Source organism: Lachnospira sp. (assembly GCF_016290755.1).
Taxonomy (GTDB): Bacteria; Bacillota; Clostridia; order Lachnospirales; family Lachnospiraceae; genus Lachnospira; species Lachnospira multipara.
This window is the reverse complement of the sequence record NZ_JAEEVD010000037.1, coordinates 1-24,365: the sequence shown is the minus strand read 5'-3', so window position 1 is coordinate 24,365 and position 24,365 is coordinate 1. Positions and strand designations below refer to the sequence as shown.

Here is a 24,365-nt window from a genome sequence, read left to right as displayed (position 1 = left end):
GGGGCTTTAACCCCTTCTGACACTAGTAAGCTTTATACCCCCGCTTAAAGCTTACGCTTTTGAAGCGGGGGATTGCTTACACTGCGTTCAAGTTTATGTGAGAAAAAATACAATAAAAAGGCAATAAAAAAACTTGGTGGGTTTTTCCTGCCCACCAAGTTCTCAGGTTTCATTAGGATTCTTTCCTGTCCCCGTTAAAACCTTTATGAATATCTTGTGCAAAATCTTAGCATTGCCATGGTTTTTCCTGCCATATCCCCCAATACATTATCTCACCCAAGTATATCCTAAATTATTCATTCTTAGATAAGATCCCCTATTCCTATCTAAAAACATTCCCAAAACATTGTTTTGGTAATTTCCAACAAAATCATTATACAATACAATTATCTTTTATGCAAGATGTATATTTTTTAACAATCTTTAGAGCTTTTAGACTCCTTTAGATCATCCGCTGCTGCCTCTTTACTAGCTTCTACATTTTCTAAAGAATCCTTATCTGGATATTCAAAAATATATCTCTCATAGCCATTAATCACAGTGGTATCCTGATTAAGCTGCATCTCTGGCTTAAAATTTAGCATATAGTTTTTGTGCACATGACCGTGAACAAAGAACTTAGGCTTGTATTTGGCAATGATGTCATTAAAGACCTCAAAGCCCACATGGACATGGTCTGGCCCATCATTAATGCCTTTAGCCGGAGAATGAGTAAGCAAAATATCAATACCCTTATTTTTCTTAATAGAGAGCCAAACCTTATTAACCCTACTCTTCATCTGCATCTGAGTGTATTGATTATCGCCCTTTTTGTATCTAATAGAGCCACCAAGGCCAAGAATTCTAATGCCCTTATAGACATAGACCTTGTTCTCTATGCAAATACAGCCATCTGGCGGCGTATCCTTATAGCAATCATCATGATTACCCCTAACATAAAGGATTGGCACCTTAGCAAAGGTTGCAAGAAAGGATAGATACTTTGGATCAAGGTCTCCTGCAGATAGTATTAAGTCAATACCCTCTAATTTTTCTTTTTTAAAATAATCCCATAAATATTCTGACTCTACATCAGCAAGTACAAGTATCTTCATTTACTCTCCTTTTTTCTTTAAAAACTTCTCTTTAAGCTTAGCGGATAATTTAGCCTCTGTAGTCTTATCAAGCTTAAAGATACCCTGACTTGCCACCATACGCTTAGCGCTATCATTAAGGGAATCTAAATCTGGAAAACTAGCAACAACATTATCAAGTAAATAATCCATTGTAATAATCTGCTCAGGATTTAAAACCTGCCCCTCCTTATTACGCATATTTCCCTCCTGATCAATTAATTCACCTTCGAAAATGTTAAATTTACCCTCTATTATTTCCTGCATAATTAAGTTTACAAGTCTCTTAGTTGTAGCAGGAATTGAGTTAGACTCAATAATTTCAATAACTCCAGCAGAAAGACCCCAAAGATAGTTAAGCGCCTTAACACTACCATCCTCTTCCGCCTCTCTATCCCAAGAGCCACTTAAAATGCTTTGAATCAATTTTTCATAAAATACACCCCAATGCCATACAGTCATAGCAAAGTGAGTATTATAGCCTTCTGTATCACCATTGCAGTAAAGACCGAAGTTTCTCTTACCCTTCATAGGGGTAATCATATCCTGGTCAGAAATGCAGTGAACTCCGTTAGCGGCAAAATTTGCCTCTACATCATTGTCCTTAATTCCGCTCCATTCCACATAAACCTTAACTCTTGGATTAACCATCTTAGCGCCAAGAGCAAAGGCATTGATATTAGCTGTCACACCAAAAATTGGGCAATTAGCCACATAGCCAATTCGACCACTAGCTGCCATAGAACCAGCAATAATACCACTTAAGAACTTAGCCTCATACATTCTTGCATAATAAGTTCTAATGTATTTGTGTGGTATCTTTAAAGAACAGTTAAGAATCTTAACCTTAGGGTTTGCAATAGCCACCTTTAGGGAAGCCATAGTCATGGATGGTGATGTAACAAAGATGATATTGACGCCATTTTTAATAAGCTTTTTCATCTCCTTCTCATCATCGATTTCCGGAATGACGTTTTTGGCAACCACTGTCTCTATCTGGTCTCCAAAGACCTCTTCAATATACTGTCTACCAAGCTCATGAGAGTAAACCCAGTCTGACTTTTCAGGGCTATTCTCATAAATAAAGCCAATCTTTAACTTCTTAGTCTGCTGACTTGGGAATGGTAGTAAATAGCTTAAAATGTTCTTTTTACGTGTATCTGTTGGGTCAAGCTTAAAATCCACTTCGCTGTTATCATCAAGAAGTTCAAACTCTGCCCAAGTCTTTGCCACATTTCGCGACATTTCCATAGGTAGCATATTCACTACGTTCTTATAGCCGTGAATATGTACGAATCGTAAAAATGAATCGCCAATAGGAAAGTCAAACTTCTCCCCGCCTCTTTCTAAATAGGCATTCTTAAAATTAAGATAGGCAGAGCACATATCACGCTTGTCCTCATCATTTGCAAAGTCGCCCTTCTTAATTCCTGCAAGGCTCATAAGGGAAGTAAAACTTCCTTCCTTACTAAAGTAAATATCATTAATCTTAGTGGCCTTATAAAAGTCCATAAATTCGTAGTAAATACGCACATTTACATTGTTAGGGTCATACTTTGGAATCTTTCTTGTAACCTTAGCGTTAATAGTTACTGCTCCAAAATACTTTAAAACCGAAACTCTTTTATTGCCCTCTAAGACATAAAATTTATTCATGTATTCGTAAACTTTAATAGGCTCTCTAATGCCCTCATTTACCTGGCTGTCTGAAAGAGATGCCCACTTAGCTGCAAATTCTGTTCCCCAATCAAGTAAAGGCATGAAATTGTCAGCAAAAGCATTGGTTCTACCCTTAGTACATGTACCAACTACGAGACTTAGAGGGATTTGATCCTCCCCTAAATTAACTTCTCTCTCAATAGTACTTTCATCTAAGAAGTCTTCAAGAACTGGTAAATAAGGTGATTTACCTCTGTTCATACATGCATTATAGGCTCTTTTTCCTGATTTAAGCGCTGTCTGATAATCCTGAACTGACATAGTATTCGCCTCCTTAATGTAAAGCGGACATTCGGAATCCGCTTCGCTACTTCCTCATGAACGCAGTGGCACTGCGTTCAATCTAACTTGTAGAAATTTTCAGTATTAGTATATCATAGCTAAACCTTCGTAGTCACTACATTTTCAGTAAAGCGGACATTCGGAATCCGCTTCGCTACTTCCTCATGAACGCAGTGGCACTTTGTGCCAGCTGTCAGAAGGGGCTTTAACCCCTTCTGACACTAGTAAGCTTTATACCCCCGCTTAAAGCTTACGCTTTTGAAGCGGGGGATTGCTTACACTGCGTTCAAAAAAGCCCCACCCAAAGGACTAAATCCAATGGATGGGACTCTTTTAGTTACAAGCTAAAATCTGTATTACTTAGGACAAAAGTTTTGAGTTTGCAATCTGAACTATATGTTGTAGAAGAAGAAAGATTAATTGACTCGGGTGTGTCCTCTTCCTTCGCATCCTTCCTTTGATGTTTCTTAGCAACATATTCTTTCTTGCGCTCCTCTTCGCTTTTATCCTTCATCTTTGGTGTAATCTGAATTGTTGTAACTGCTTCAACCGCTAATAAATCGATAACTCCGTTTATCATAAATATCCCTCCTTGGAAAAAGAAAAAGCGGTAAACTAACTATCTTCTATTTTCTATATCGGAATATTTACTTATAACTTTATACTTTAATCTAATTATTTAAAAATAAATTTCAAAGGGAACACTAAACATTAAACTAAAAATTAATTCTTCTTAATTCTTCCGTGGAGAAGTGGTGAAATTGGCTTATAAATAAGCACAGTAATTACTACTGAAATCATGCCTTTAACAAAGGTAAATGGCACGTTAAATATAAGCAAACACTCAAATAAATTATCCACTGAAGGAATGATTGCCTTATAAGCTGCAATAATTGCATCCATAGGCATAAAGTTTGTGTAGAATGGGTACACAATAAAATAATTTGTTACAAGGCTAAATACTGCCATTGCACAAGCACCAACTGTAGCACCAATAATTGCTGCTGACTTTGATTTCTTAAGCTTATATACGCATCCTGCTACACCTACAAAACAAGCACCAAGTAAGAAGTTAGATAATTCTCCAACAAAACCTGATGAGGAATCAAGAAGGTGTAAAAGGTTCTTAATAAGTTCAATTAAAATACCAGCAATTGGGCCATAGGCAAATGCACCAATAAGGGCTGGTAAATCTGATAAATCAAGCTTAATAAAGCTTGGAATTAAAACTGGTATTGGGAATTCAAAAAACATAAGAATAAATGCAATACCTGAAAGCATACCAATACCTGCTAGCTTTACAACATCTACTCTCTTTTTAGACTGACTATCCATCTATATAATTTCCTTTCTCCTTAAAAAATGTGTGTGAAAGATAGCATGCTTTTAATAAGAAAAATCTTAAAAAGCATTATAATTACTATCTTTCATATCATTTTAATATGATACAATCTAATTGTGCAACTATTATTTTATGTTTTTCCGATAAATTTTATCATTATAGTTGTAAAACAGCTGTTTATCTACAGCCTGCAAGATAAGCGCAGCCATACATGCCTGCATCATTAAGGAGCTTTGCCTGCATAATATTAGTATATTTTGATGGATGGAAAACATACTTCTTGTAGCTTTCTCTTATCTTATCAATGAAGTAATCGCCGGCTTTTGAAACACCACCACCGATTACAAATACCTCAGGATCAATCATGCCAGCGGCAATTGCAAGACCCCTTCCAAGATAATCTGTAACATAATCAACTATCATTATACTTAAAAGGTCGCCCTTTTTAGCCTCATCAAATACATCCTTAGCTGTTAAATTCTCGATTCTTTTAAGGGTAGAGTTATTTCCCTTTTCTGCTAACATTTTCTTAGCAACCCTTACAATTCCTGTAGCAGAAGCCACAATTTCAAGGCAGTCCTTCTTACCACAATTACACTCCCCCATGTCCTCTGTAACTATTGGCAAATGTCCAATCTCACAGGCAGCACCATTAAAGCCATTAACAGGCTTGCCATCTATAATTATGCCGCCGCCAACGCCAGTACCAACTGTTATAAAGACCATACTTGAAAACTCCTTAGCGCTTCCAAGCCAGTATTCACCAAGAGCCGCCATGTTGGCATCATTTCCAACACGGGTTTTAATGTGAAGTAAATTTTCAAATTCATTTACAACATTAAAGACACCCCAACCTAAGTTGATACACTTATTAACCACGCCGTTATCAAGGACAGAACCAGGAACTCCAAGGCCAATAGCCTCAATCTCCTCATCCTTAATTCCAACTTTTTTGTTGTTCTTTCTAATATATTTTGCAATATCCTCTAAGATATATTTGCCATTCTCTTCTTTGCGAGTCTTAATTTCATCTTTAGTTATAATCTGTCCGCCAGACTTAATAAGCCCACATTTGATAGTTGTTCCACCAATGTCAATTCCATAATAGTACATATTATCCCCTTTATTCCTTTCCTATGTCTAAAATTTTCAAAGCCATATGTAGCACGCAGGCCTCCTTAAAGCTTCTAGGATTGTAGCCTGTTTGACTAGCTATTCTATTAAGCTTATATTGCAAGGTATTCTTATGCATAAAAAGCTTGTCACAAGTAGATTTAAGAGACATATTTTCATCAAAATAAGCCTTTAAAATCTCGATATCTTCCTTTGATAGATTACACATTGTCTTTTGTAAAAATGTCTTCTTAGCATCATCTGTAGCACTTGATAGCAAAATTTCTACATCCAAATCTGAGAAAAGTGCCACCTTACCCTCTTCTACAACGCAGGTAAGAGCTAGGTTTGCAAGTCTATAAGAATCACACTGACGAGTAAGAATTCTTGCATCCCCCACGCCAATCTTTAAGATCTTACTGTTTCGCTTAGCCAAGTTACTAATAAGAAAAGACTTCTTATCAAGCTCCTTCTCACTAATAATGAGCACATACTCATTAGGATAGTTGAAGGTGTAGATGCTGTTATTTAGATGTCCAATTGTTTCAAAAATGTCTGACTCAATCATAGATAAATTCACAGGATTATATCTATTGCTTACCTTAATAACCACAGTGACGTAATTGTCCTCGAAATTATTAATGCCAGCAAGGGATAAGACCTGCTTCATAAAGTTTCTATTAATATTGTCTTCATTAATAAGAGAATAAACCACATAGTTAATCTGGGCCTTCTTATCATGATTACTAAGTTCTAGCTCATGCTCTCTTACTAAAAGCAAGGTGATTCTTTGGGCAAAATATGCATACTTAGTTACCTCATCAGGTTCCCCGGTAATACCAATAACCGCAATGGTTTCCCCGTTGTGAATAATGGGCATATTAATACCTTTCTTAATTCCCTGCAACTTATTATCTTCATGTACAATCATAGTTTCGCCGCTTATAGCCGCATTTTTACCTGCCTCATGGTAAGAACCTATTCTTGAAGGATCGGTACTTGCACTAATTGTGCCATCCACCTTAATAAAATTAATATCATGTTCGCAAATAGATTTAATAGCGTCTACAATCTGGCTTGCTAACTGCTCTCTAATATCTATTTTCATATAATACCTCTCACGAGTTTTGTTACATATAACAATAATAACATAAGAGCTGTAAAAATTAAATGTCATATCTAACATATAAAAAGAATATTTCAAATGATATTATTGTTATAAGCTTGTCAATCAACAAAGCTTTTCACTATATATCAAAAAGCAAAAGCTCTTCCTGCTTTTGCTTTTTTAAAAAGAAAGGAACTTTTTATGAAACTACTTTTTGCTTCTGATTCATTTAAAGGTACTTTATCAAGTGCTCAAACAATCAAGCTACTTGGTCAGGCTGCTAATGAAGTATTTGAGAACGTGGAATACTCTGGTGTTGCTGTAGCAGATGGCGGAGAAGGTACAACTGATTCTGTCATTGAAGCAATGAACGGAGAAAAGATTTACCTTGATGTTCATGATCCCTTAATGAATACGGTAAAAGCGTACTATGGTAAGTTTTCAGAAACACAGGCTGTTATTGAAATGGCTGCTGCATCTGGTTTACCATTAGTTCCAACAAATTTAAGAAATCCCCTTAACACCACTACTTACGGTACTGGTGAAATGATCAAGGATGCTCTTGATCGTGGCTTTACAGACATTTCTATCGCAATCGGTGGTAGCGCAACGAACGACGGTGGTATTGGATGTGCAAAAGCCCTCGGCGTAAAATTCTTAGATAAAGATGGTAACGAACTTGAAGGTTTTGGTCGTGATTTAGATAAGATCGTTACAATTGATGCCTCTCAGATTGATCCAAGAATTAAAGACGCTAAGATCACAGTTATGTGTGATGTAACAAATCCTCTTTGTGGAGAGAATGGAGCCACATACACATTTGGTCCACAGAAAGGTGCAACAAAAGAAATACTCCCTATCCTAGAAGAGGGTATGAAAAACTATCGAGATATCATTAAGAGAAATTATAATGTCGATCCTGACGCCATAGCCGGCGCTGGTGCAGCCGGAGGACTCGGTATTGCTCTTAAGGTATTTGTAAACGGAGAGATGAAGTCAGGAATCGAAACAGTTCTTGATTTGATTAAATTTGATGACCGTCTTGACGGCGTAGATCTTGTTATTACAGGTGAAGGCCGTACAGACTGGCAGAGTTGCTTTGGTAAGGTTATGCAGGGTGTAGGCAAACGTGCTAAAGCAAAGAACATCCCAGCCATCGGTCTTAGCGGTAGCCTAGGTAAAGATGCCGATAAGATTTTTGACTACGGAATTGAGTCAATTATGACTACGGTTGACGCTCCTATGGAACTTGAAGAAGCTCTCACTCGTGCAGAAGAGCTTTATTATAAGGGCGCAATCAGAATGTTTAGATTCATCAAAGCAGGTATGAGTATTTCTAAGTAATTAAAAGGTTCTTAACTTTTTTGCTAGTTTAATACCCCATCCTACATTTACATTTATAATTGTTTAGGAGGTTTTAATATGACTTACGATTTTAACACAATTGGCGCACTTATCGGTCTCGTCATCGCAATCATATTAATTATTAAGAAAGTTCATCCAGCATACAGCCTTATTTTAGGCGCTTTAGTTGGTGGTTTACTCGGTGGTGGTGGTTTAACTACTACTGTTAGTACAATGGTAAATGGTGCATCAAGTATGATGTCATCAGTGCTTAGAATTATGACATCAGGTATTTTAGCTGGTGCATTAATTAAGACAGGCTCAGCACAAAAAATTGCAGAAACAATCGTAGATAAGTTAGGTGAAAAACGTGCTATTGCAGCCGTTAGTATTGCTACTATGATTATTTGTGCAGTTGGTGTATTTATTGATATATCAGTTATAACAGTTGCCCCTATCGCATTAGCCATTGGTAAGAAGGCAAACATTTCCAAAGAATCCCTTCTTCTTGCCATGATAGGTGGTGGTAAGGCAGGAAATATAATATCTCCAAACCCTAATACAATCGCAGCAAGCGAGGCATTCAATGTTGACTTAACATCATTAATGCTTAAAAATTTAATTCCTGCCCTATGCGCACTTGTTGTAACAATTATTCTTGCAACTCTTCTTTCAAAGAAGAAGAACGGTCTTATGGTTGAAGCAAGTGATATTGAGGTAAATGACACAAAGTTACCAAACTTCTTTACAGCAATTATTGGACCTTTAGTAGTTATTATATTACTTGCTTTAAGACCAATTGCTAACATCACAATTGATCCATTAATAGCACTTCCTATTGGTGGTTTAGTTTGTATTTTAGTTACTAGAAACTTTAAGGACACAATTTCAATTACAGAATTCGGTTTATCTAAGGTTGTAGGCGTATCAATTCTTTTAATTGGTACAGGTACAATTGCTGGTATCATTAAGGCATCAGCACTTCAGTATGATGTAATCAATGCTCTTGAAGCATTAAGCATGCCTGCATTTATCCTTGCTCCATTATCTGGTGTTCTTATGGCTGCTGCTACTGCTTCAACAACAGCAGGTGCTACAATTGCCGCTCAGACATTTGCACCTACATTAATTGCTGAAGGTGTTCCTGCTCTTGCAGCTGCAGCAATGATACATGCAGGATCAACAGTTGTTGATTCATTACCACACGGTTCATTCTTCCATGCAACTGGTGGTTCAGTATCAATGTCAATTAAGGCTAGAATGAGATTAATTCCTTATGAAGCTTTAGTTGGTTTAACAAGTACAATAGTCGCAGTGATTATGTACTTAATCTAATTTTTCAGTTAATTTTAACTGACACATTTTGTTTTCTCTTTAATATAGCTTAATAAAGCATAAATAAACTCCCCATAAAGGTACCAAAAACCAAACTACTTAACCTTTATGGGGAGTATTTATATATCTTAATGAAAATATTTCTCTTAGAGTAATTTAAATCCTAGTCTTTAACAACACTCTGTGACATTTCCTGAATCTCAACAATAGATATTAGTAATGAGAATCACTAAGCTATACAAGCCTCAAGTTCCTTTTGGATTTCCTCTCTATTATAGTCAAGACCAATGAATACAATCTGATTTAGTCTGTCACCGTATTCCTCATCCCAGTCTTCTAAGACTTCAGGATAAAGGTCAAAAACCTGCTGCTTCTCTTCTTTACTAAATGCGTCAACCCAGTTTGAATACTCCATAACAGAAGCATTGCGACCAGCACTCTCAACTAACTGAACGTGAGTTGGATCATCCTCAAACCAGATGTAACCCTTTGATCTAATAATTTCATGAGGAAAATTCTGCTCTAAAAAGCCCATGAACTTTTCTCTAACAAAAGGTCGTTTTTCTTCAAAAACAAAGGAGTCAATTCCGTATTCATCCTGCTCACTTTTCTTACCCTCCGCACTCTCCTTAAGAGCTCTTTGAATTGCAGAAGAATTCATAGCCTTCTCATAATCAAAGCTAGCTCCATTAAGGATTCTATCGTAGTTTACCTTACCAAAAATACTCTCAATAATCTCTGCCTCAGGCTGTAACTTCTTAATTAGATTCTTAACCTCAAGCAAGGCCTCAGAACTAACTAAGTCGCATTTATTCAAAACTATACAGTTACAAAATTCAATCTGGTCCATAACTAGATTTATAATGTCAGGGTCATCCTCAGTGTTGTCGTCATCTAGATCTACGTTGTCGTCAATGCGAAGTTTGAGGTTTGAACTAGCTTTCTTATTGGCCTCTGTCACATTTTCCTTAAGATGCTCCTGAATGTCGAAGAGGAATTCCTTATTGATTCTGTCTGCATCCACAAGAGTGATGATTCTTGAAAGGAAGAAGTTGGCCTTCTTGTTAGTCTCTTCGTAAGCTAGGAAAGACTGAGCGATATTAGCGGGCTCACTGATTCCAGAAGCTTCAACAAAGATGGCATCAAGGTCCTTAATCTTTGCAAGGTTTTCAATCTCCACCATAAACTCATCGCGAAGTGTACAGCAAATGCAACCGTTACTAAGCTCAATCATCTTTGTGTCCATTTTTTTCATAGTCTCGTTCTTAATAAGCTTAGCGTCGATGTTGACCTTACCCATGTCGTTAACAACAAGGGCGATTTTTCTATTCTCAAAGGCAAGTAAGTTGTTTAAAAATGTAGTCTTGCCGGAACCTAAATAACCAGTAATAAGCACTACTGGTATCCTTTTCTTACTAAATAAACTCATTACTTTGTCTCCTTGTGAATAGTGTACTTCTTAAGTCTTTTACAATACTTTCTTACTTCCATTCGCTCTGGATGAAGTCTTTTATTCTTTGTTGTTGTGTAATTTCTGTCGCCGCATTCTGTGCAGGCAAGTATGATCTTTATACGCTGTGATGCCATAATATCCTCCTATATGATAGCCGTTATTAGATAAATTCTATGAATTGGCAAATTTGCAAGTCATTTGCAATTTGCAATTCAATTGCATATTATAGCACCATAAAAAATGTTGTCAATAACTTTTGCGAATTATTTGCATTTTTATTTAAGGATTAAAACTCTACCTTAAAGCCCTTTTCCCCTTCCACTAAATCCAATCTTTCCTTAGACATGGAGTAAATTCGAATAACTCTATCGGTTCTTAACTCCTCCACAAACTGATCAATTGTCTCTTCTGGACCTTGAACCTCTAGGCTAACAGAGCCGTCATATTCATTTTTTACAAAGCCAGTTAATTTGTAGGCCTGGGCTAAAAGGCTGGCTTTATATCTAAATCCTACACTTTGTACTCTTCCTGTAAAAAAATAATAATATCTGACCATCTCGTCCATAAAAACTCCCCCTAGTAAATTTTTTTCAAATCTATAAGCAGTCCAAAAATATACACTTTCTATGCATATATAGGAAAATTATTTAATTCGCATACCTATATTTATACTAGCATTTTAGTCAATAATTGTATATATTGTAATAATTATTTTTTGTAAAAATATATCACTAGAGGGAAAAAAGCTGGCGCCAGTTAGTGTTTATCCGTATATAAAGCTGGCGCCAAGGCTTATAAGTCATTATAAATTTATCTTAAGCGGACTTTACCTTGCTAGATTTCTGTCCATCTTCTGCTATCTGTCCTTCTGTCTCCCTTAATAACTTTGCTGCTGCTACTAAGTTTCTTAAACTCTCAACGGTCTCCTTCTCGCCTCTTGTCTTAAGGCCGCAGTCAGGGTTCACCCAAAGCTTCTTACTATCAAGCTTAGATAACATTTTCTTTAAAGCATTAAAAATCTCATCAGTAGATGGCACACGAGGGCTGTGAATGTCGTAAACTCCAGGGCCTACGGCAGTCTTAAAGTTGTTCTTTCGTAAGGCATCCAAAATCACAAGATCAGAACGAGAAGCCTCAAAGCTAATAACGTCTGCATCCATGGCATCAATGGCAGGAATGATGTCATTAAACTCGCTATAGCACATGTGAGTGTGAATCTGAGTTTCCGGCTTCACGCCGCTAGTCACAAGCCTGAAGCTCTTAATTGCCCAGTCAAGATACTCGCTGTACCAATCGGATTTACGAAGTGGAAGCTTTTCGCGAAGGGCCGCCTCATCAATCTGAATAATCTTAAGACCCGCCGCCTCAAGGTCTAAAACTTCGTCTCGAATTGCAAGGGCAAGCTGATTAGTCATCTCTTCCTTTGTAATGTCTTCACGAGGGAAAGACCAGTTAAGAATAGTCACAGGACCTGTAAGCATGCCCTTTACCTCTCTATTAGTGAGGGAATTTGAGTAGCTTGACCAATCCACAGTGATAGCCTCTTTTCTGCTTACGTCACCCCAGATAATTGGTGGCTTCACGCAGCGGCTACCATAGGACTGAACCCATGCATTTTTTGTGAAAATGTATCCATCTAGGTGCTCACCAAAATACTCCACCATGTCGTTTCTTTCAAACTCACCATGGACAAGTACGTCTAGGTCTAATTCTTCCTGAAGCTTTATGCAGTCCTTAATCTTTTCCTTGATGAAATTCTTGTATGTCTCTTCGTTTATAAGACCCTGTCTGTAAAGCTTTCTATTCTCTCTTACATCCTTAGTCTGTGGGAAAGAACCAATTGTTGTAGTTGGAAAATCCGGTAAGTTAAGGACTTCTCTTTGAATCTTAGCACGCTCATTAAACTCAGGGAGTCTAGTAAAATCCTCTTCCTTAATATTTGCTAGACGTTCCTTTACCTTAGGATTTACGCTGTTTACGCGGCCGTTAAAGAGACTTTGGTTGTAGATGTAGATGTCTTTTTTATTCAAAGCGGAGTTTAGATCTGTAAGTGCTAAATCTAAAACAGTATTCTCTTTAAGCACTAATTCTGAAAGATTCTTTAGCTCGGCTAACTCCTTTAACTTTTCATAAGCAAAGGCAAAATGTCTCTTATATTCAAAAGCTAAATCTGTTTCTGATTCAAGTGTCAAAGGTACATGAAGCATTGAACAGCTTGTGTTAATTACAATTTCGGCCTCTGTGATTTTTAGTAAATTAGTGATTAGTTCTAGGCTTATTTTGTAATTATTCTTCCAGATATTCTTGCCATTTACAATACCAGCAAAGAGTGTCTTATTCTTTGGAAAGCCATAGTTTTTAACATAGTCAAAAGTCTTAACTCCCTCCACAAAATCAAGGCCGTAGGCATCAAAATCATACTTTAATAAATCCACATAGATATCTCTCACATCCCCAAAATATGTTTGGAGAAGTACTTTTAAATTATCCTTGTTAGCTAAAATCCTAGTGTAAATATTTTCAAAAAGATCTTTATCTTCTGATGTTAGGTCAGCTACAAGGGCTGGTTCTTCAAGGGAAAGATAGCTAATGTCCTGGCCCTTTAGCTCCTCAATTAAATCAAGATATGCCTTAAGCACTGGCTCGTAAAAGCTTTCAAGTCCTTTCTTTCCTGTAAATCTAACTAGCTTAAAAAATGTATAAGGACCAATAAGATTTAGTTTTGGAGTAATTCCAAGACTATTTGCAAAGTGAATTTCTTCAAGATACTTTTCACTATCAAGACTGATACAAGTGTCATCCTCAATTTCAGCAACAATATAATGATAATTTGTATTAAACCACTTCTTCATGGCAAGTGCCTTAACACTTCTAGTCTCATCTTCAAAGCCTCTTGCCATAGCAAAATATGTGTCTATTTTATTCAAAGATAATTCCTTAAATTTTTTAGGAATTACATTAAAGCTGAAAGCTAAATCAAGGAAATTATCATAAAAAGAAAAATCATTTACGGAAATATAATCAATTCCTGTCGCTTTTTGACAAAGAAGATTTTCTTTTCTAATCTCTTTTGCTGTGTTAATTAACTCCTCTTTTGAGATTTCCTTTCTGAAATATTTTTCTGTTGCAAATTTTAACTCTCTATTCTTTCCAATTCTTGGGAAACCTATAACTGAACTCTTCATAAATTATCTCCTTTTAAATGTTTCTTTAAAGCTTTGCAAATCTTTATTATAAGAGGAGTATAATATCTAAAAAGCTTTAGGTAAAATACAAAAAAGAAAGGGTTTGTCATAAATTTAATTTATGACAAGCCCTTTTATTAGGTATTATATCTATTTCTTATCATGAGATATAATTTTTATTTATTATTGTAAATTACAGATAATTAGCACATTTTCAAAGAAAATCTTAGGCATCCTTTGAATGTCTTTCACCAACTTTTTAAGAATTCCTTAACATCTTCGCAAAATTCTCTTGGATTGGCATAATGAACATCATGACCACAATCCTTTATAATATACATTTTTTTCAATGGTGAATTAACTGCTTCATAATATTTAGAAACACTATCTAGCGGACAAACAAAGTCCTGCTCTCCAGAAATAAAGCACACAGGCATTGAATAATCCAGTCTATCATAGGCATTAAAAGCCAAGGTATATTCAAAAAGTTCATGATTTAACAAGACATATTTTTGTGTATCAGTCATCTGCTTCATAAACCATTTTAAATCTAATATTCCTGCAGAAGGTGAAAAAAGTGCTCGTCCAAACTGGTCTGCTTTTTTAGTTACAGGATGATATTTATCACTTTCCTGTCTTAGGGCAATTAATGACATAATTCCCGGTTTCTTACAATAATTTTCATAAGCTTTTTCAAGGTCTTTTGTATCCATATTAGATTCTTTAGCCTTTTTTAATGCATCTTCATAACTATAAAGATCTCCATCTTCTATAGAAATAAACTGGCCAACGCCAATGTATGCCTTTACTAAATCCTCATGGCTATTAGCATAAACACTGCCAAGAACTGTGCCGTAAGAATGTCCCATAATTATTACACTATCCTGATTTAATTTATCACATACATATTTTACTAATGCATCTAAATCCTCTAAGGACTGACTAAAAGTTACAGTCTTATTTAATGGGTCAGCCTTGGCATTTTTATAATAAGTTCTGCCACAACCTCTCTGATCCCAAGAAACAACAGTATATTCATCAGTAAGATAATCTGTAAAGCAGTAATTCATGTAGCTATCAGCGCCTCCTGGACCACCATGAAGATAGATAATTACTGGATTATTTCTATTTTCTCCCTTAATTGTTACAAATTGCTTTTGTCCATTTAATTCAATATAAGATGATTCGTTTACCCCATGCTTATACATGCTTTTGTGATGCAAATAGTTGCAAGCCCTCATCACTATAACAAATAAAATTCCAAGTATTATAAATGCAGCAATAAGAATTGCAACTATTTTTAGTATTTTTTTAACTGTCTTCATCTTTTTTATTTCCTTAGTTCAATATTCTTTATAGCTTGCTCTTGTAATTTCTCATTTCTTTAATTATCAATCTAATTATATAAGTTCAAGAAATGCCTTTAAGGTCTGGTTTGTGTTCTCCTTTAGATAACAAGCTGCAATGCAGTATTTATGGCTACTGCCATCAATCGGAATCATCCTTATGGAATCTCCAAAGTCAGATAGACTCTGGCTTTCCGGTGCGAAACCTATAAAACCATCTGTAATAATTGAAAACATCTCTGACTCAATGTCATCCACAGTTTTCTCAATCATAGGTTTAAATCCATCTTCTTTTACTCTCTCAAGCATCTTGTCATAGAGATTACCAATAACGTCTTTACTTAGCATAATTAGTGGATACTTGTAGAGTTCCTCGGTTGTGATTACATTTTTATCAAACAAATCATGGCCCTTTCCCACCACAGCCATGTAGCGGCCTTCTTTTAGAACCTTGAATTTCGTGTGCTTGTTGTCAATAAATTCCGTTGAAAAAGAAACCACCAAATCGCAGAGTTCCTTTGAAATGTACTCATCCGCTTCCTTTAAGGTGATGCGGTTTAGCTTTAGTTCCGCATCTGGATAGCTTTCCTTAAATCTTGAGACAATAGGAAGCAGAGCCTGAATATCCACCGGCGAAGAGTAGGCAATGCGAAGGGCTGGCATACTTTCGGTCTTGATTCGATCCATTCGCTCAAGCATGTACTCGTACTGTTTATATAAAATCTTGCTCTCCTCATAGAGGCTTGTGCCTGCCGCTGTGGGCTTTATAGGAGTTTGGCTTCTATCAAAAAGTGATAGACCAAACTGCTTTTCAAGGGAGCTGATAAACTGGCTTAGGGCCGCTTGGGATATGAAATTTTTCTTAGCTGTCTCGGTAAAATTTTTACACTCGTACAAATCGATGTAATACTTTAACTTATCTATATGCATAAAATCACCGCTTTTCCTGAATTTAAAAGAAGTCCTGCATGACTTCAACTGCCTTTACATTCCAAAGAAATACTGTGAAAAACTATTTGTCATAAAAATAGAAATGAAAATCAAAGCTAATAAAATCAAGAGAACAATTCTTTTAGTATTATCTTTTATAGGACTATTTACATAAATCTTATTTCTATTAATTATATTATATATAACATTGATAACGATAACACAAAAAGCAGCTATCATAATGCTATAGAAAATGCTTTCATAAAGGGCAAATGCTTTATAAGCCCCAATTGGAATGTAATCGTCTATATATGCATATAGAAATAAATATCCTGACAAAGCATAAATTAAAATTGCAATCCTAGCAATTGGATGAGGCGACTTATAGCGACGCAACTCCGCCTCAGAAATCTCGCAAGAATCAGATGAAAGCCAATTTTTTAACTTATATAAAATCTCCGGCTGATAATTAGCACTCATAAGCTCAAGGGCCTGTCTTGTAATCTCCCTATTTTTAAGCAAGGCACCATTAATAGCAAGGGCCATCAAAACATTATTTTTGACCAAACCTGGCTTTTTTACATTTTTATATAAATTATAATAATTGAGGTTAAACTTCTCTTCTTCCGGCAATTCTTCTAGCTCTTTTTGTAATTTTGTTTCGTAAATAAATAAACATGAGCTTGCTAAAATAAAAGCCGCAAAAGCGATTATAAATAGCATTAAATTAGCAGTCTTCACAAGTAAATGTGTAAGAATTAAAAAAACTATAAAAAGTATTAATATCGACTTATATTTTTTTAGCTTTGTTATCCTTTTAGCCATAATGACTCCAGGGCTGTCAGGCCTGTATTCATCAATATTTACGTTGCTGTCATTAAAAATATTCTCCATGATTTTTCCTCTTTCCTTTGTGCATGTCTCTTTTTTTCAATGTTTATAAGCACGCCTTCATTATACTCTCAATAATTAGAATAATCACGCTAAAAATTAACAAATTCAAACTAAATCTGCTCTTCGAATAACAAAGCCTAAAGCTAAAGCCACTTTTCTTCGGGTACAAGAGCTTTACAGGCCTGTAATTTAGCAAGTCTAGTCCTATGTGGGAAAGATATCCAACCAGGAAGAAGCCTGCTGCCATCGGATTTATTAGTACTATTGAAAATGTAAATAAAGCCATTCCCATAAACGAATGACTGAAAGTTCTGTGATCCGTTTTATTTGAAAATGCGCAAAGGCCGATAAACAGTGCAAAGCCCATAATGGTGCTAATTAGAAAGGCTATGTAGCTCCAACTTATTATACTCTTGGCTGCTGTGCTAGATATCAGACTCAAAAAAGATGTTTCTTTTAAACAAACAAAAATTTCTGGCATACAAACAAGCCCGGCAAGCACTGGCACTATGGCCAGTGTAGCCGAGATTCCCATGATAATGTATTTTGTTTCCTTCTTACCTGTTCCATCAATATCTATATCCGGAATTATAGCGCCTATGCTAGTGGCACAAAGCCCAAGAACCGTGATTTCCATCGGTGCTGCCAAAGTTAATGTAAGCCCTAGGCAAGCGCCAACTGCAAGGTGAGTATTGGTTTGCATATGGATACTCCTGTTCTGAAAATTTCTAGTAAATATTATAATACTCCAACAATATATAAAACTATATCTTTAGAAAGGTCAGGGCGCTAGCCCTGACCAATACACACATTAATTTACAAATTATTTGTTGTAAGCTTCATTAACTTTTCTATAATCCTCTTCTGAAACTGCCTCTAACCACTCATTGCTTGTGTCCTCACCTTCAACTTCAATTGCTAAGTGTGAGAACCAAGAATTATCTACGGCACCATGCCAATGTTTTACTTCGGCAGGAATATTTACCACAGTTCCAGGTGTCATTAACACTGGTTCTTTGCCCCATTCCTGATAAAAGCCCTTACCACCAACGCAAACTAACATCTGACCACCTGCGCTTTTGGCATGATGAATGTGCCAATGATTTCTACATCCTGGTTCAAATGTCACATTGAATAAAGGAACCTGCTTATCTGAAACTTGAGCAAGATAGCTTTGTCCATCAAAGAATTTTCCATAAGGATTAGGCTCTCCAACTGGGAAGAATATAGTTTTTTCATAAGACTCTTTAGTTTGCACCAAATTCTCTTTGGCTTCCCCGCTAACTTCCTTTGCCAAACTCTCTACATCCTCGCCGTTAACTTCCTTTGCCAAACTATCTACATCCTCGCCATAAACTTCCTTAGCCAAATTAAACACTGCCCAAGCCTTTGGCCAGCCGGCATAAAAAGCTACGTGAGTTACTATAGCTGCCATTTCCTTTCGTGTAACGCCATGATTCTTTGCATTTTCAAGATGGTACTTTAGGCTGCTATCTGTGATTCCTTGAGCCATTAGGGCAACCACTGTAATTATGGTTCTAGTCTTTAAATCGATGTCATGATTGTTCCAGTTCTCGCCAAATAATACATCATCGTTAAAATGTGCAAATTCCGGAGCAATCTCTCCTAGTTGTTGTCTACCTGCTGTCTGAACTATTTTCTCTTCCATAATTTTACCTACTTTCTTATAAATGCTTTATCTTTTTCTGAAATATTTTCATCTGAAACAAAACGCTCCACGCTCATATGAAGGTCGTATTTTTCACGAAGGGCGGCGATAGTTGCCATCATTGGTGAAGCATGATGAATATCAATAGCCTCCTGGCTCTCCCAACTATCTATTAATAGCACAGTTTCCGGATCATCAAAAGATGTGTAATATTCATATCTTAAGTTACCAGCCTCATTTCTAATAACCTCAACTGTACCAGAACTGATCATTTCCTTTGCAAATGCAGTTGCTGCACCATTTTCTCCCTTGTACCTTAAATTTACTGTAATACTCATATTCTACCTCCTTACACCAATAATAATTTTAAAAATGTATAAATCAACTCATAAATTGTCACTTTCACATAGTCTAATTCCACCTTATCCATAGCTAAAAGTTGCTTCTTTGTTGGATAAGCATATGGGTAAACCCCGTACATGTATGGGAAAAAGGCATATCTAATCTCATTTCTTTTATCTTCCTTTATTTTAGGAAAATGTTTCTTTAAACAATCGTTAAATAAAGCAACACTATCTTTAAATACTCTTTTATATTCAACAAGCAGCTCATCACGACTCTTTTCTTCGATTTCATAGAGATTCATTGCAGAAATCTTTAAAAGCGTCTTTCTCTCATCTAAAGATTTTGCTATCTTTTCTATAAATTGCTCCTTAGTTAGTACATTTTCATATGTACTAATAACTTTCAAACTGGCATTCCACTTAAGGTATTCTCTAGTTAAAATTCCTAGAAAAATCTCCTCTTTAGTCTGAAAATAATTATAAATCGAGGGACGTGAAAAGGAAGTTTCTATACTTATATCCTTAATTGTAATCTCATGAAAGCCTTTAGTTTCATAAAGTCTTTCGCAAGCATCCATAATCTCTTCTCGTCTTTTATCGATTGTCTCTTTTAATTCAACTGCCATAATTAATCTCCAATCTTTAGCTTATTATAAGAGTAACGAATTGTTGACAGTGTGTCAATCCATGAGTAAAAATATTTGTTACTTAATTATTCCATCTTCTTTTCCCACATTCTTACAAGATTAAAATTTAAGCTGTCTGCTAGATTCTCTAAATCCTTAATATCATCCTCTGATAGGGAAATGTTCATAGCCTTTAAGGCATCATCTACATGTTCAACCTTAGTTACTCCGATAATAGGTAATGTACCCTTTGCAATTGCCCAAGCAACTGGAATCTGTGCAGGAGATACATCATATTTATCTGATAATACTCTTAATTTCTCATTCATAATTTCAAGCTTATCAAGAACCGGATTATAGATTCTAGCTCTATCAGAATTAGCAGGCATTGGATGATTCTTATTATATTTTCCAGAAAGTGCTCCCTGCTCTAAAACCATGTATGAGAAGAAATAAATATCATTTTCCCTACAAAAATCAAGAATTCCTGAATCCTCAGATGATCTGTTAATTAAACTGTAATGGTTCTGAACCGCACCAAGTCTTAGGCCATGCTCCTTTAAAATCTTATCAGCTTCTTTTATCTCAGATAAATTGTGATTAGAAACGCCAATAATTGGAGCATCTAAATCGCCCTCAAAATACTGAGCAATCTCTGTAATCCACTTAATTCTATCTACTGTATTATGTAACCAGAAAATGTCCATCTTATCAATGCCAAGATTGTTATATTCAATCTCTAACATATCCTTAACTGCAGTCTTTGAAGAATAATTAGCAACCTGTGGTGTGAATTTATCTGAAATCACATAAGAATTCTTATCAAGACCTTTTAAAAAATGTCCCAAGGTCTTCTCAGAAGTTCCCATTCCATATACATATGCTGTATCCCAAAGATTAAGTCCGTTCTCCATAGCTCTGTCAAAAATCGGCTTAAGGCTATTAATACTTAATTCATCACCAAAAGTACCATCATTACCCCAAGCCCATGCACCAAGTGCGATCTTAGCTAATTTTGTCTCTTTCATTATTAGCTCCTTTCCTAAATGTATGGCAAATGTTTTTGTTGACACTGTGTCAATCACAATTTGAATATACAACATGATTGACACAGTGTCAACAGTTTTTTAAAAAAATTTTCAGTCGGAGCTTGTACCCCGACTGAATATAGTTTGTCATAACCCACACCTATAGAATTAAATCACCTTCGGTATTACCACTTCACCATCAGATATAATACATATCCTTCTGCAAAATCCTTGCTAAAAACTTCTTTGTTCTTTCTTCTTTAGGCTTATAGAAGACCTCGTCTGGCGCTCCCTCTTCCACTACGACGCCACCATCCATAAAGATGACTCTATCTGCCACTTCCTGGGCAAAAGACATTTCATGAGTTACGATTATCATAGTGATGCCCTTCTTTGCCACCTTTTTTATAACGGACAAAGTCTCCCCAACAAGTTCAGGATCAAGGGCTGAAGTTGGTTCATCAAATAATATAAACTTAGGATTTAGTGCCACCGCTCTTGCAATTCCCACTCTTTGTTGCTGACCACCTGATAATTGTGAAGGGTAGTAATCCGCCTTATCCTTTAGGCCAACCCAATCAAGACTATCAAGTGCAATCTTTCTTGCCTCCTCTTTAGAACGCTTTTGCACCACTATTAATCCTTCCATTATATTTTGAAGTGCAGTCTTATTATTAAACAAACCATAATTTTGAAAGACAAAGGCGCTGTTTCTTCTAATATCTAGTATCTGCTTTTTCTTTGCCCTCTTTAAATCTATCTCCTCTTCATCAAATTTTAAAACACCAGCATCTGCTCTCTCTAAAAAATTTATACATCTAAGAAATGTTGTCTTTCCAGAACCACTAGGCCCAAGTAAAACCACCACCTCTCCATCATTTACACTTAAAGAAACATCATGTAAAACCTCGTTGTTTCCAAATTTCTTTTTTACATTTTTTAATTCAATCATAATTCCAAACCTCTTTATTATTCTTTGAAGAAAATTTACTTACAAAATGTCCAATATTTTCAATTACAATTCCTATAATCCAGTAAATCGCTGCTGCTGCAAGATATCCTTCTAAATAGCTATATGTCTCCTGACATGGGTACAGAGCTGCTACCATTACTTCTGTAATTCCTATAGTTGATACCAGATTGGTTCCCTTTAATACACCAATCAAGTTATTAAGTAAGCCAGGAACCATGTTTGGAATCATTTGCGGGAAAATAATATTTCTAAAAGTCTGAAGTTTAGTTAGTCCTATAGAATATCCTGCTTCAAATTGAGTCTTGTCTATACTTCTTAAATTACCTCTTACAGTTTCGCTAAAATTGCATGAATAAGCCGCAATTAAAGCTATATAAGCTACAAATATAGGGTTAATATCACTTATTTGCTTATTTATATGAAAGAAATTAGCAAAGTCGTTATAACATGTAAGAAAGATTAAATTATAAAGAACTAATGCAACTGTAACTGGCAATCCCATATATATAGTTACAAATATGGAAAAGAATTTTGAAAAAAAAGGAATTTTATAAAATCTTACAGCACCAATTATTGTTCCTATAATAAAACTCACTACAAATGTAACAAGCATAATCTTAATCGTAACTGGGGCATACAAAAGAGCCTGTTTAAATGAAGTCACAAAATAACTAAAATTAAACCCCATCTAATCACCTTCTTCCATATTGTAATTTCTTCTCTAATAGATAAAATAAAGCTTTTAAAATCAAGCTTATAATGATATAAATTATGGCTACAACAACAAAGCCCTCAAGTGTATGTCCTGTAGAAACTCCCAATGTCCTTGCTCTAGACATCATATCAAGCACTCCTAAGGTAAAAGCTAGTGCTGTATTATGAAAAACGCCAATAAGGTCAACGCCATATTGCGGAATAGCTACATTAATAGCCTGTGGTAATACGATTCGAAATAAAATTTGCAATCTTGTCATACCAATTGACAATCCAGCTTCTGTTTGAACTGTTGGAACTGAAAGAATAGCTCCCCTAAAAATCTCTCCAAGAAAGGCAGCTTCATTTAGAATAAAAGCAATAATTACAAACACTAAAGCGTCTAATCTATTAAGATTTATTCCAAAAGCATTATAAATAAGATTTCCAAAAACAATTGGAATACCATAGTAAGCTACACACATTTGCACAAGTAATGGTGTACCTCTCATATAAGAAATAAAGACAATTAAAATCTGCTCAATAACAGGTATCTTTTTTAATCGAAGTATGGCAAGTGCAATGGCACAAATTGTGCCAATTAGCATTGCCCAAAAAACCATTTTGAAATTTACTAATACATAGGGAGTTATCTGACCTATTCTTACTAAGAATCTATCAATACTAAAATAATCTCCCATATTTACTCACTTTCTGTTACATCATAACCAACCCACTTAATTGCAAGTTCAGATAATGTACCATTTTCCTTTAAAGTTTTTAACGCTCCGTCAATAGCTTCCTTTAATTCACTATTTCCCTGCTTATATAAATAATATGTCTGAGAATTATTAACAGGTTCGCCAACAGCCTTTATCCAATCATTACCATCATCACTATAGTTTGAATTTAACTTAGCTATATCACTCTTCTTTGAAACAGTTGCTCTATCGGCGCCATTTTTAAGTGCTGCAACAAGTTCCTCATCTGTACTGCTATCAGAATTAACAATTATAATTTCCTTGCCTGGATGATCCGCATTCCACTTCTTTAAAATCTGAGTAGTAGCAGATGTTGCACCACCAGCTCGAACTCTTTGTCCTGCCAAATCTTCTAATCCATTAATTTCATTATCATCAGATAAAACCGAAATGTATGTAATATATGATGTATATGATTCATCTGAGAATAGATACTTTGAAGCTCTTTCATCAGTATATTCATATTGATGCGCAGCTACATCTATCTTTCCAGAATCTAAAGATAATAAAATCTGATCAAATGCCATGCTCTTATATTCAAATTCATATTGAGGAAGCAATTCATCAATCGCTGCTAACACATCATATTCATAACCTACTGCATTACCACTCTCATCAATATAGCAATATGGATTATAAGAATTACCTGAACCTATAACAATCTTTTTTACTTCACTTGCTTCTGACTTTGAAGAACATCCTATAAGTAATCCTGGTAAAAATGTAAGTGTTAGTCCTAAAGCTACCACCTTTGTTAATAATGATTTTTTCTTTAAATTTTCTCTTTTAAACATTTTCCTTTTCTCCTTTCGACTAAAAAAATAGAGGTAAGCTAAAATTAACTTACCTCTGGTTTTCCAGTCAGCACTGCAGTTAGCTATCTTCTATTGATGAAAATGTTAACATACATGTGTGGTTGGGACAATTATATAAAATTTATCGTTTGTTTTAGCTTTTGCTTATCGCTAACTATCATCTTAGTAAGTCTAGTGAACTACTCCGACTTAATACTTCGTATTTGAAGTCGGAGCTTCTTGCTTCAACCACCACTGCGTAGGCTATCCTATTGGATAACGAACGTCTTACACAGTGTCCACAAGCGTATAAG

Annotated in this window: 24 protein-coding genes; 2 read left to right on the top strand and 22 right to left on the bottom strand. The window is 35.6% G+C overall.

The genetic code is table 11. The annotated features are described in order from the left end of the window. Positions 1 to 413: 413 nt before the first annotated feature. From QVA17_RS09180 to QVA17_RS09155, 6 genes are all read right to left on the bottom strand, one after another. On the bottom strand, positions 414 to 1,094 hold the full coding sequence (locus QVA17_RS09180; RefSeq protein WP_287388257.1) for a metallophosphoesterase family protein: 681 nt from the start codon (positions 1,092 to 1,094) through the stop codon (positions 414 to 416). Next, on the bottom strand, positions 1,095 to 3,092 hold the full coding sequence (locus QVA17_RS09175; RefSeq protein WP_287388254.1) for a BMP family ABC transporter substrate-binding protein: 1,998 nt from the start codon (positions 3,090 to 3,092) through the stop codon (positions 1,095 to 1,097). It abuts the gene before it with no gap. A 358-nt stretch (positions 3,093 to 3,450) separates the two neighbouring features. Further along, positions 3,451 to 3,693 (bottom strand): hypothetical protein, encoded by a 243-nt coding sequence (locus QVA17_RS09170; protein WP_287388251.1) that lies wholly within the window; start codon positions 3,691 to 3,693, stop codon positions 3,451 to 3,453. Between the two features lie 143 nt (positions 3,694 to 3,836). Further along, positions 3,837 to 4,448, bottom strand: coding sequence for an ECF transporter S component (locus QVA17_RS09165; protein WP_027430559.1), 612 nt, complete (start codon positions 4,446 to 4,448; stop codon positions 3,837 to 3,839). A 184-nt stretch (positions 4,449 to 4,632) separates the two neighbouring features. Then, positions 4,633 to 5,568: an ROK family protein gene (locus QVA17_RS09160; protein ID WP_287388248.1), complete on the bottom strand. Its 936-nt coding sequence runs from the start codon at positions 5,566 to 5,568 to the stop codon at positions 4,633 to 4,635. A gap of 10 nt (positions 5,569 to 5,578) precedes the next feature. Further along, on the bottom strand, positions 5,579 to 6,676 hold the full coding sequence (locus QVA17_RS09155; RefSeq protein ID WP_027430557.1) for a CdaR family transcriptional regulator: 1,098 nt from the start codon (positions 6,674 to 6,676) through the stop codon (positions 5,579 to 5,581). Between the two features lie 201 nt (positions 6,677 to 6,877). On the opposite strand from QVA17_RS09155, the gene QVA17_RS09150 reads away from it, so the two are divergent. Together QVA17_RS09150 and QVA17_RS09145 are read left to right on the top strand one after the other, a co-directional pair. Further along, positions 6,878 to 8,020, top strand: a complete 1,143-nt coding sequence (locus QVA17_RS09150; RefSeq protein ID WP_027430556.1) for a glycerate kinase family protein — start codon at positions 6,878 to 6,880, stop codon at positions 8,018 to 8,020. A gap of 78 nt (positions 8,021 to 8,098) precedes the next feature. After that, positions 8,099 to 9,355, top strand: a complete 1,257-nt coding sequence (locus QVA17_RS09145; protein WP_287388241.1) for a GntP family permease — start codon at positions 8,099 to 8,101, stop codon at positions 9,353 to 9,355. A 229-nt stretch (positions 9,356 to 9,584) separates the two neighbouring features. On the opposite strand, the gene QVA17_RS09140 is transcribed toward QVA17_RS09145, so the two are convergent. The 16 genes from QVA17_RS09140 to QVA17_RS09065 form a co-directional block, all read right to left on the bottom strand. Then, positions 9,585 to 10,784 (bottom strand): CobW family GTP-binding protein, encoded by a 1,200-nt coding sequence (locus QVA17_RS09140; RefSeq protein ID WP_287388236.1) that lies wholly within the window; start codon positions 10,782 to 10,784, stop codon positions 9,585 to 9,587. After that, positions 10,784 to 10,942 (bottom strand): 50S ribosomal protein L33, encoded by a 159-nt coding sequence (rpmG, locus tag QVA17_RS09135; RefSeq protein ID WP_287388233.1) that lies wholly within the window; start codon positions 10,940 to 10,942, stop codon positions 10,784 to 10,786. The genes QVA17_RS09140 and rpmG overlap by 1 nt, the downstream gene beginning before the upstream one ends. Positions 10,943 to 11,094: 152 nt before the next feature. Beyond that, the gene (locus QVA17_RS09130) at positions 11,095 to 11,373 is read right to left on the bottom strand and encodes an acylphosphatase (RefSeq protein WP_287388230.1); all 279 of its coding nucleotides are present in this window, start codon (positions 11,371 to 11,373) and stop codon (positions 11,095 to 11,097) included. 250 nt (positions 11,374 to 11,623) lie between these two features. Continuing rightward, positions 11,624 to 13,993, bottom strand: a complete 2,370-nt coding sequence (gene metE / locus QVA17_RS09125) for a 5-methyltetrahydropteroyltriglutamate--homocysteine S-methyltransferase (protein ID WP_287388228.1) — start codon at positions 13,991 to 13,993, stop codon at positions 11,624 to 11,626. A 248-nt stretch (positions 13,994 to 14,241) separates the two neighbouring features. Beyond that, entirely contained in the window at positions 14,242 to 15,318 is a 1,077-nt protein-coding gene (locus QVA17_RS09120; protein WP_287388221.1) for an alpha/beta fold hydrolase, read from the bottom strand. A gap of 75 nt (positions 15,319 to 15,393) precedes the next feature. Then, the gene (locus QVA17_RS09115) at positions 15,394 to 16,269 is read right to left on the bottom strand and encodes a LysR family transcriptional regulator (protein WP_287388220.1); all 876 of its coding nucleotides are present in this window, start codon (positions 16,267 to 16,269) and stop codon (positions 15,394 to 15,396) included. A gap of 54 nt (positions 16,270 to 16,323) precedes the next feature. Beyond that, the gene (locus QVA17_RS09110; RefSeq protein WP_287388215.1) at positions 16,324 to 17,163 is read right to left on the bottom strand and encodes a hypothetical protein; all 840 of its coding nucleotides are present in this window, start codon (positions 17,161 to 17,163) and stop codon (positions 16,324 to 16,326) included. 43 nt (positions 17,164 to 17,206) lie between these two features. Beyond that, on the bottom strand, positions 17,207 to 17,866 hold the full coding sequence (locus QVA17_RS09105) for a metal-dependent hydrolase (RefSeq protein ID WP_287388211.1): 660 nt from the start codon (positions 17,864 to 17,866) through the stop codon (positions 17,207 to 17,209). A 120-nt stretch (positions 17,867 to 17,986) separates the two neighbouring features. Further along, complete coding sequence (locus tag QVA17_RS09100) at positions 17,987 to 18,832, bottom strand: carboxymuconolactone decarboxylase family protein (RefSeq protein ID WP_287388204.1); 846 nt, start codon at positions 18,830 to 18,832, stop codon at positions 17,987 to 17,989. Between the two features lie 8 nt (positions 18,833 to 18,840). Then, positions 18,841 to 19,170 (bottom strand): putative quinol monooxygenase, encoded by a 330-nt coding sequence (locus QVA17_RS09095; protein WP_287388201.1) that lies wholly within the window; start codon positions 19,168 to 19,170, stop codon positions 18,841 to 18,843. Positions 19,171 to 19,181: 11 nt separating this feature from the next. Further along, positions 19,182 to 19,802, bottom strand: coding sequence for a TetR/AcrR family transcriptional regulator (locus QVA17_RS09090; RefSeq protein WP_287388197.1), 621 nt, complete (start codon positions 19,800 to 19,802; stop codon positions 19,182 to 19,184). Positions 19,803 to 19,888: 86 nt separating this feature from the next. After that, positions 19,889 to 20,830 (bottom strand): aldo/keto reductase, encoded by a 942-nt coding sequence (locus QVA17_RS09085; protein WP_287388195.1) that lies wholly within the window; start codon positions 20,828 to 20,830, stop codon positions 19,889 to 19,891. 199 nt (positions 20,831 to 21,029) lie between these two features. Continuing rightward, positions 21,030 to 21,782 (bottom strand): amino acid ABC transporter ATP-binding protein, encoded by a 753-nt coding sequence (locus QVA17_RS09080; protein ID WP_287388192.1) that lies wholly within the window; start codon positions 21,780 to 21,782, stop codon positions 21,030 to 21,032. Next, positions 21,775 to 22,491, bottom strand: a complete 717-nt coding sequence (locus QVA17_RS09075) for an amino acid ABC transporter permease (protein ID WP_287388189.1) — start codon at positions 22,489 to 22,491, stop codon at positions 21,775 to 21,777. The genes QVA17_RS09080 and QVA17_RS09075 overlap by 8 nt, the downstream gene beginning before the upstream one ends. Before the next feature lie 4 nt (positions 22,492 to 22,495). Further along, positions 22,496 to 23,197 (bottom strand): amino acid ABC transporter permease, encoded by a 702-nt coding sequence (locus QVA17_RS09070; RefSeq protein WP_287388187.1) that lies wholly within the window; start codon positions 23,195 to 23,197, stop codon positions 22,496 to 22,498. Between the two features lie 2 nt (positions 23,198 to 23,199). Next, entirely contained in the window at positions 23,200 to 24,051 is an 852-nt protein-coding gene (locus QVA17_RS09065; protein ID WP_287388182.1) for a transporter substrate-binding domain-containing protein, read from the bottom strand. Between the last annotated feature and the right edge of the window lie 314 nt (positions 24,052 to 24,365).

Bases quoted from the DNA above. Each gene is read 5' to 3' on its own strand.
- rpmG (WP_287388233.1), bottom strand. From the start codon at position 10,942: ATGGCATCACAGCGTATAAAGATCATACTTGCCTGCACAGAATGCGGC.
- QVA17_RS09110 (WP_287388215.1), bottom strand. From the start codon at position 17,163: ATGGAGAATATTTTTAATGACAGCAACGTAAATATTGATGAATACAGG.
- QVA17_RS09100 (WP_287388204.1), bottom strand. From the start codon at position 18,832: ATGGAAGAGAAAATAGTTCAGACAGCAGGTAGACAACAACTAGGAGAG.
- QVA17_RS09160 (WP_287388248.1), bottom strand. From the start codon at position 5,568: ATGTACTATTATGGAATTGACATTGGTGGAACAACTATCAAATGTGGG.
- QVA17_RS09090 (WP_287388197.1), bottom strand. From the start codon at position 19,802: ATGGCAGTTGAATTAAAAGAGACAATCGATAAAAGACGAGAAGAGATT.
- QVA17_RS09120 (WP_287388221.1), bottom strand. From the start codon at position 15,318: ATGAAGACAGTTAAAAAAATACTAAAAATAGTTGCAATTCTTATTGCT.
- QVA17_RS09080 (WP_287388192.1), bottom strand. From the start codon at position 21,782: ATGATTGAATTAAAAAATGTAAAAAAGAAATTTGGAAACAACGAGGTT.
- QVA17_RS09085 (WP_287388195.1), bottom strand. From the start codon at position 20,830: ATGAAAGAGACAAAATTAGCTAAGATCGCACTTGGTGCATGGGCTTGG.
- QVA17_RS09140 (WP_287388236.1), bottom strand. From the start codon at position 10,784: ATGAGTTTATTTAGTAAGAAAAGGATACCAGTAGTGCTTATTACTGGT.
- QVA17_RS09130 (WP_287388230.1), bottom strand. From the start codon at position 11,373: ATGGACGAGATGGTCAGATATTATTATTTTTTTACAGGAAGAGTACAA.
- QVA17_RS09175 (WP_287388254.1), bottom strand. From the start codon at position 3,092: ATGTCAGTTCAGGATTATCAGACAGCGCTTAAATCAGGAAAAAGAGCC.
- QVA17_RS09150 (WP_027430556.1), top strand. From the start codon at position 6,878: ATGAAACTACTTTTTGCTTCTGATTCATTTAAAGGTACTTTATCAAGT.
- QVA17_RS09180 (WP_287388257.1), bottom strand. From the start codon at position 1,094: ATGAAGATACTTGTACTTGCTGATGTAGAGTCAGAATATTTATGGGAT.
- QVA17_RS09145 (WP_287388241.1), top strand. From the start codon at position 8,099: ATGACTTACGATTTTAACACAATTGGCGCACTTATCGGTCTCGTCATC.
- QVA17_RS09105 (WP_287388211.1), bottom strand. From the start codon at position 17,866: ATGCAAACCAATACTCACCTTGCAGTTGGCGCTTGCCTAGGGCTTACA.
- QVA17_RS09155 (WP_027430557.1), bottom strand. From the start codon at position 6,676: ATGAAAATAGATATTAGAGAGCAGTTAGCAAGCCAGATTGTAGACGCT.
- QVA17_RS09165 (WP_027430559.1), bottom strand. From the start codon at position 4,448: ATGGATAGTCAGTCTAAAAAGAGAGTAGATGTTGTAAAGCTAGCAGGT.
- QVA17_RS09115 (WP_287388220.1), bottom strand. From the start codon at position 16,269: ATGCATATAGATAAGTTAAAGTATTACATCGATTTGTACGAGTGTAAA.
- metE (WP_287388228.1), bottom strand. From the start codon at position 13,993: ATGAAGAGTTCAGTTATAGGTTTCCCAAGAATTGGAAAGAATAGAGAG.
- QVA17_RS09070 (WP_287388187.1), bottom strand. From the start codon at position 23,197: ATGGGAGATTATTTTAGTATTGATAGATTCTTAGTAAGAATAGGTCAG.
- QVA17_RS09065 (WP_287388182.1), bottom strand. From the start codon at position 24,051: ATGTTTAAAAGAGAAAATTTAAAGAAAAAATCATTATTAACAAAGGTG.
- QVA17_RS09075 (WP_287388189.1), bottom strand. From the start codon at position 22,491: ATGGGGTTTAATTTTAGTTATTTTGTGACTTCATTTAAACAGGCTCTT.
- QVA17_RS09170 (WP_287388251.1), bottom strand. From the start codon at position 3,693: ATGATAAACGGAGTTATCGATTTATTAGCGGTTGAAGCAGTTACAACA.
- QVA17_RS09095 (WP_287388201.1), bottom strand. From the start codon at position 19,170: ATGAGTATTACAGTAAATTTAAGGTACAAGGGAGAAAATGGTGCAGCA.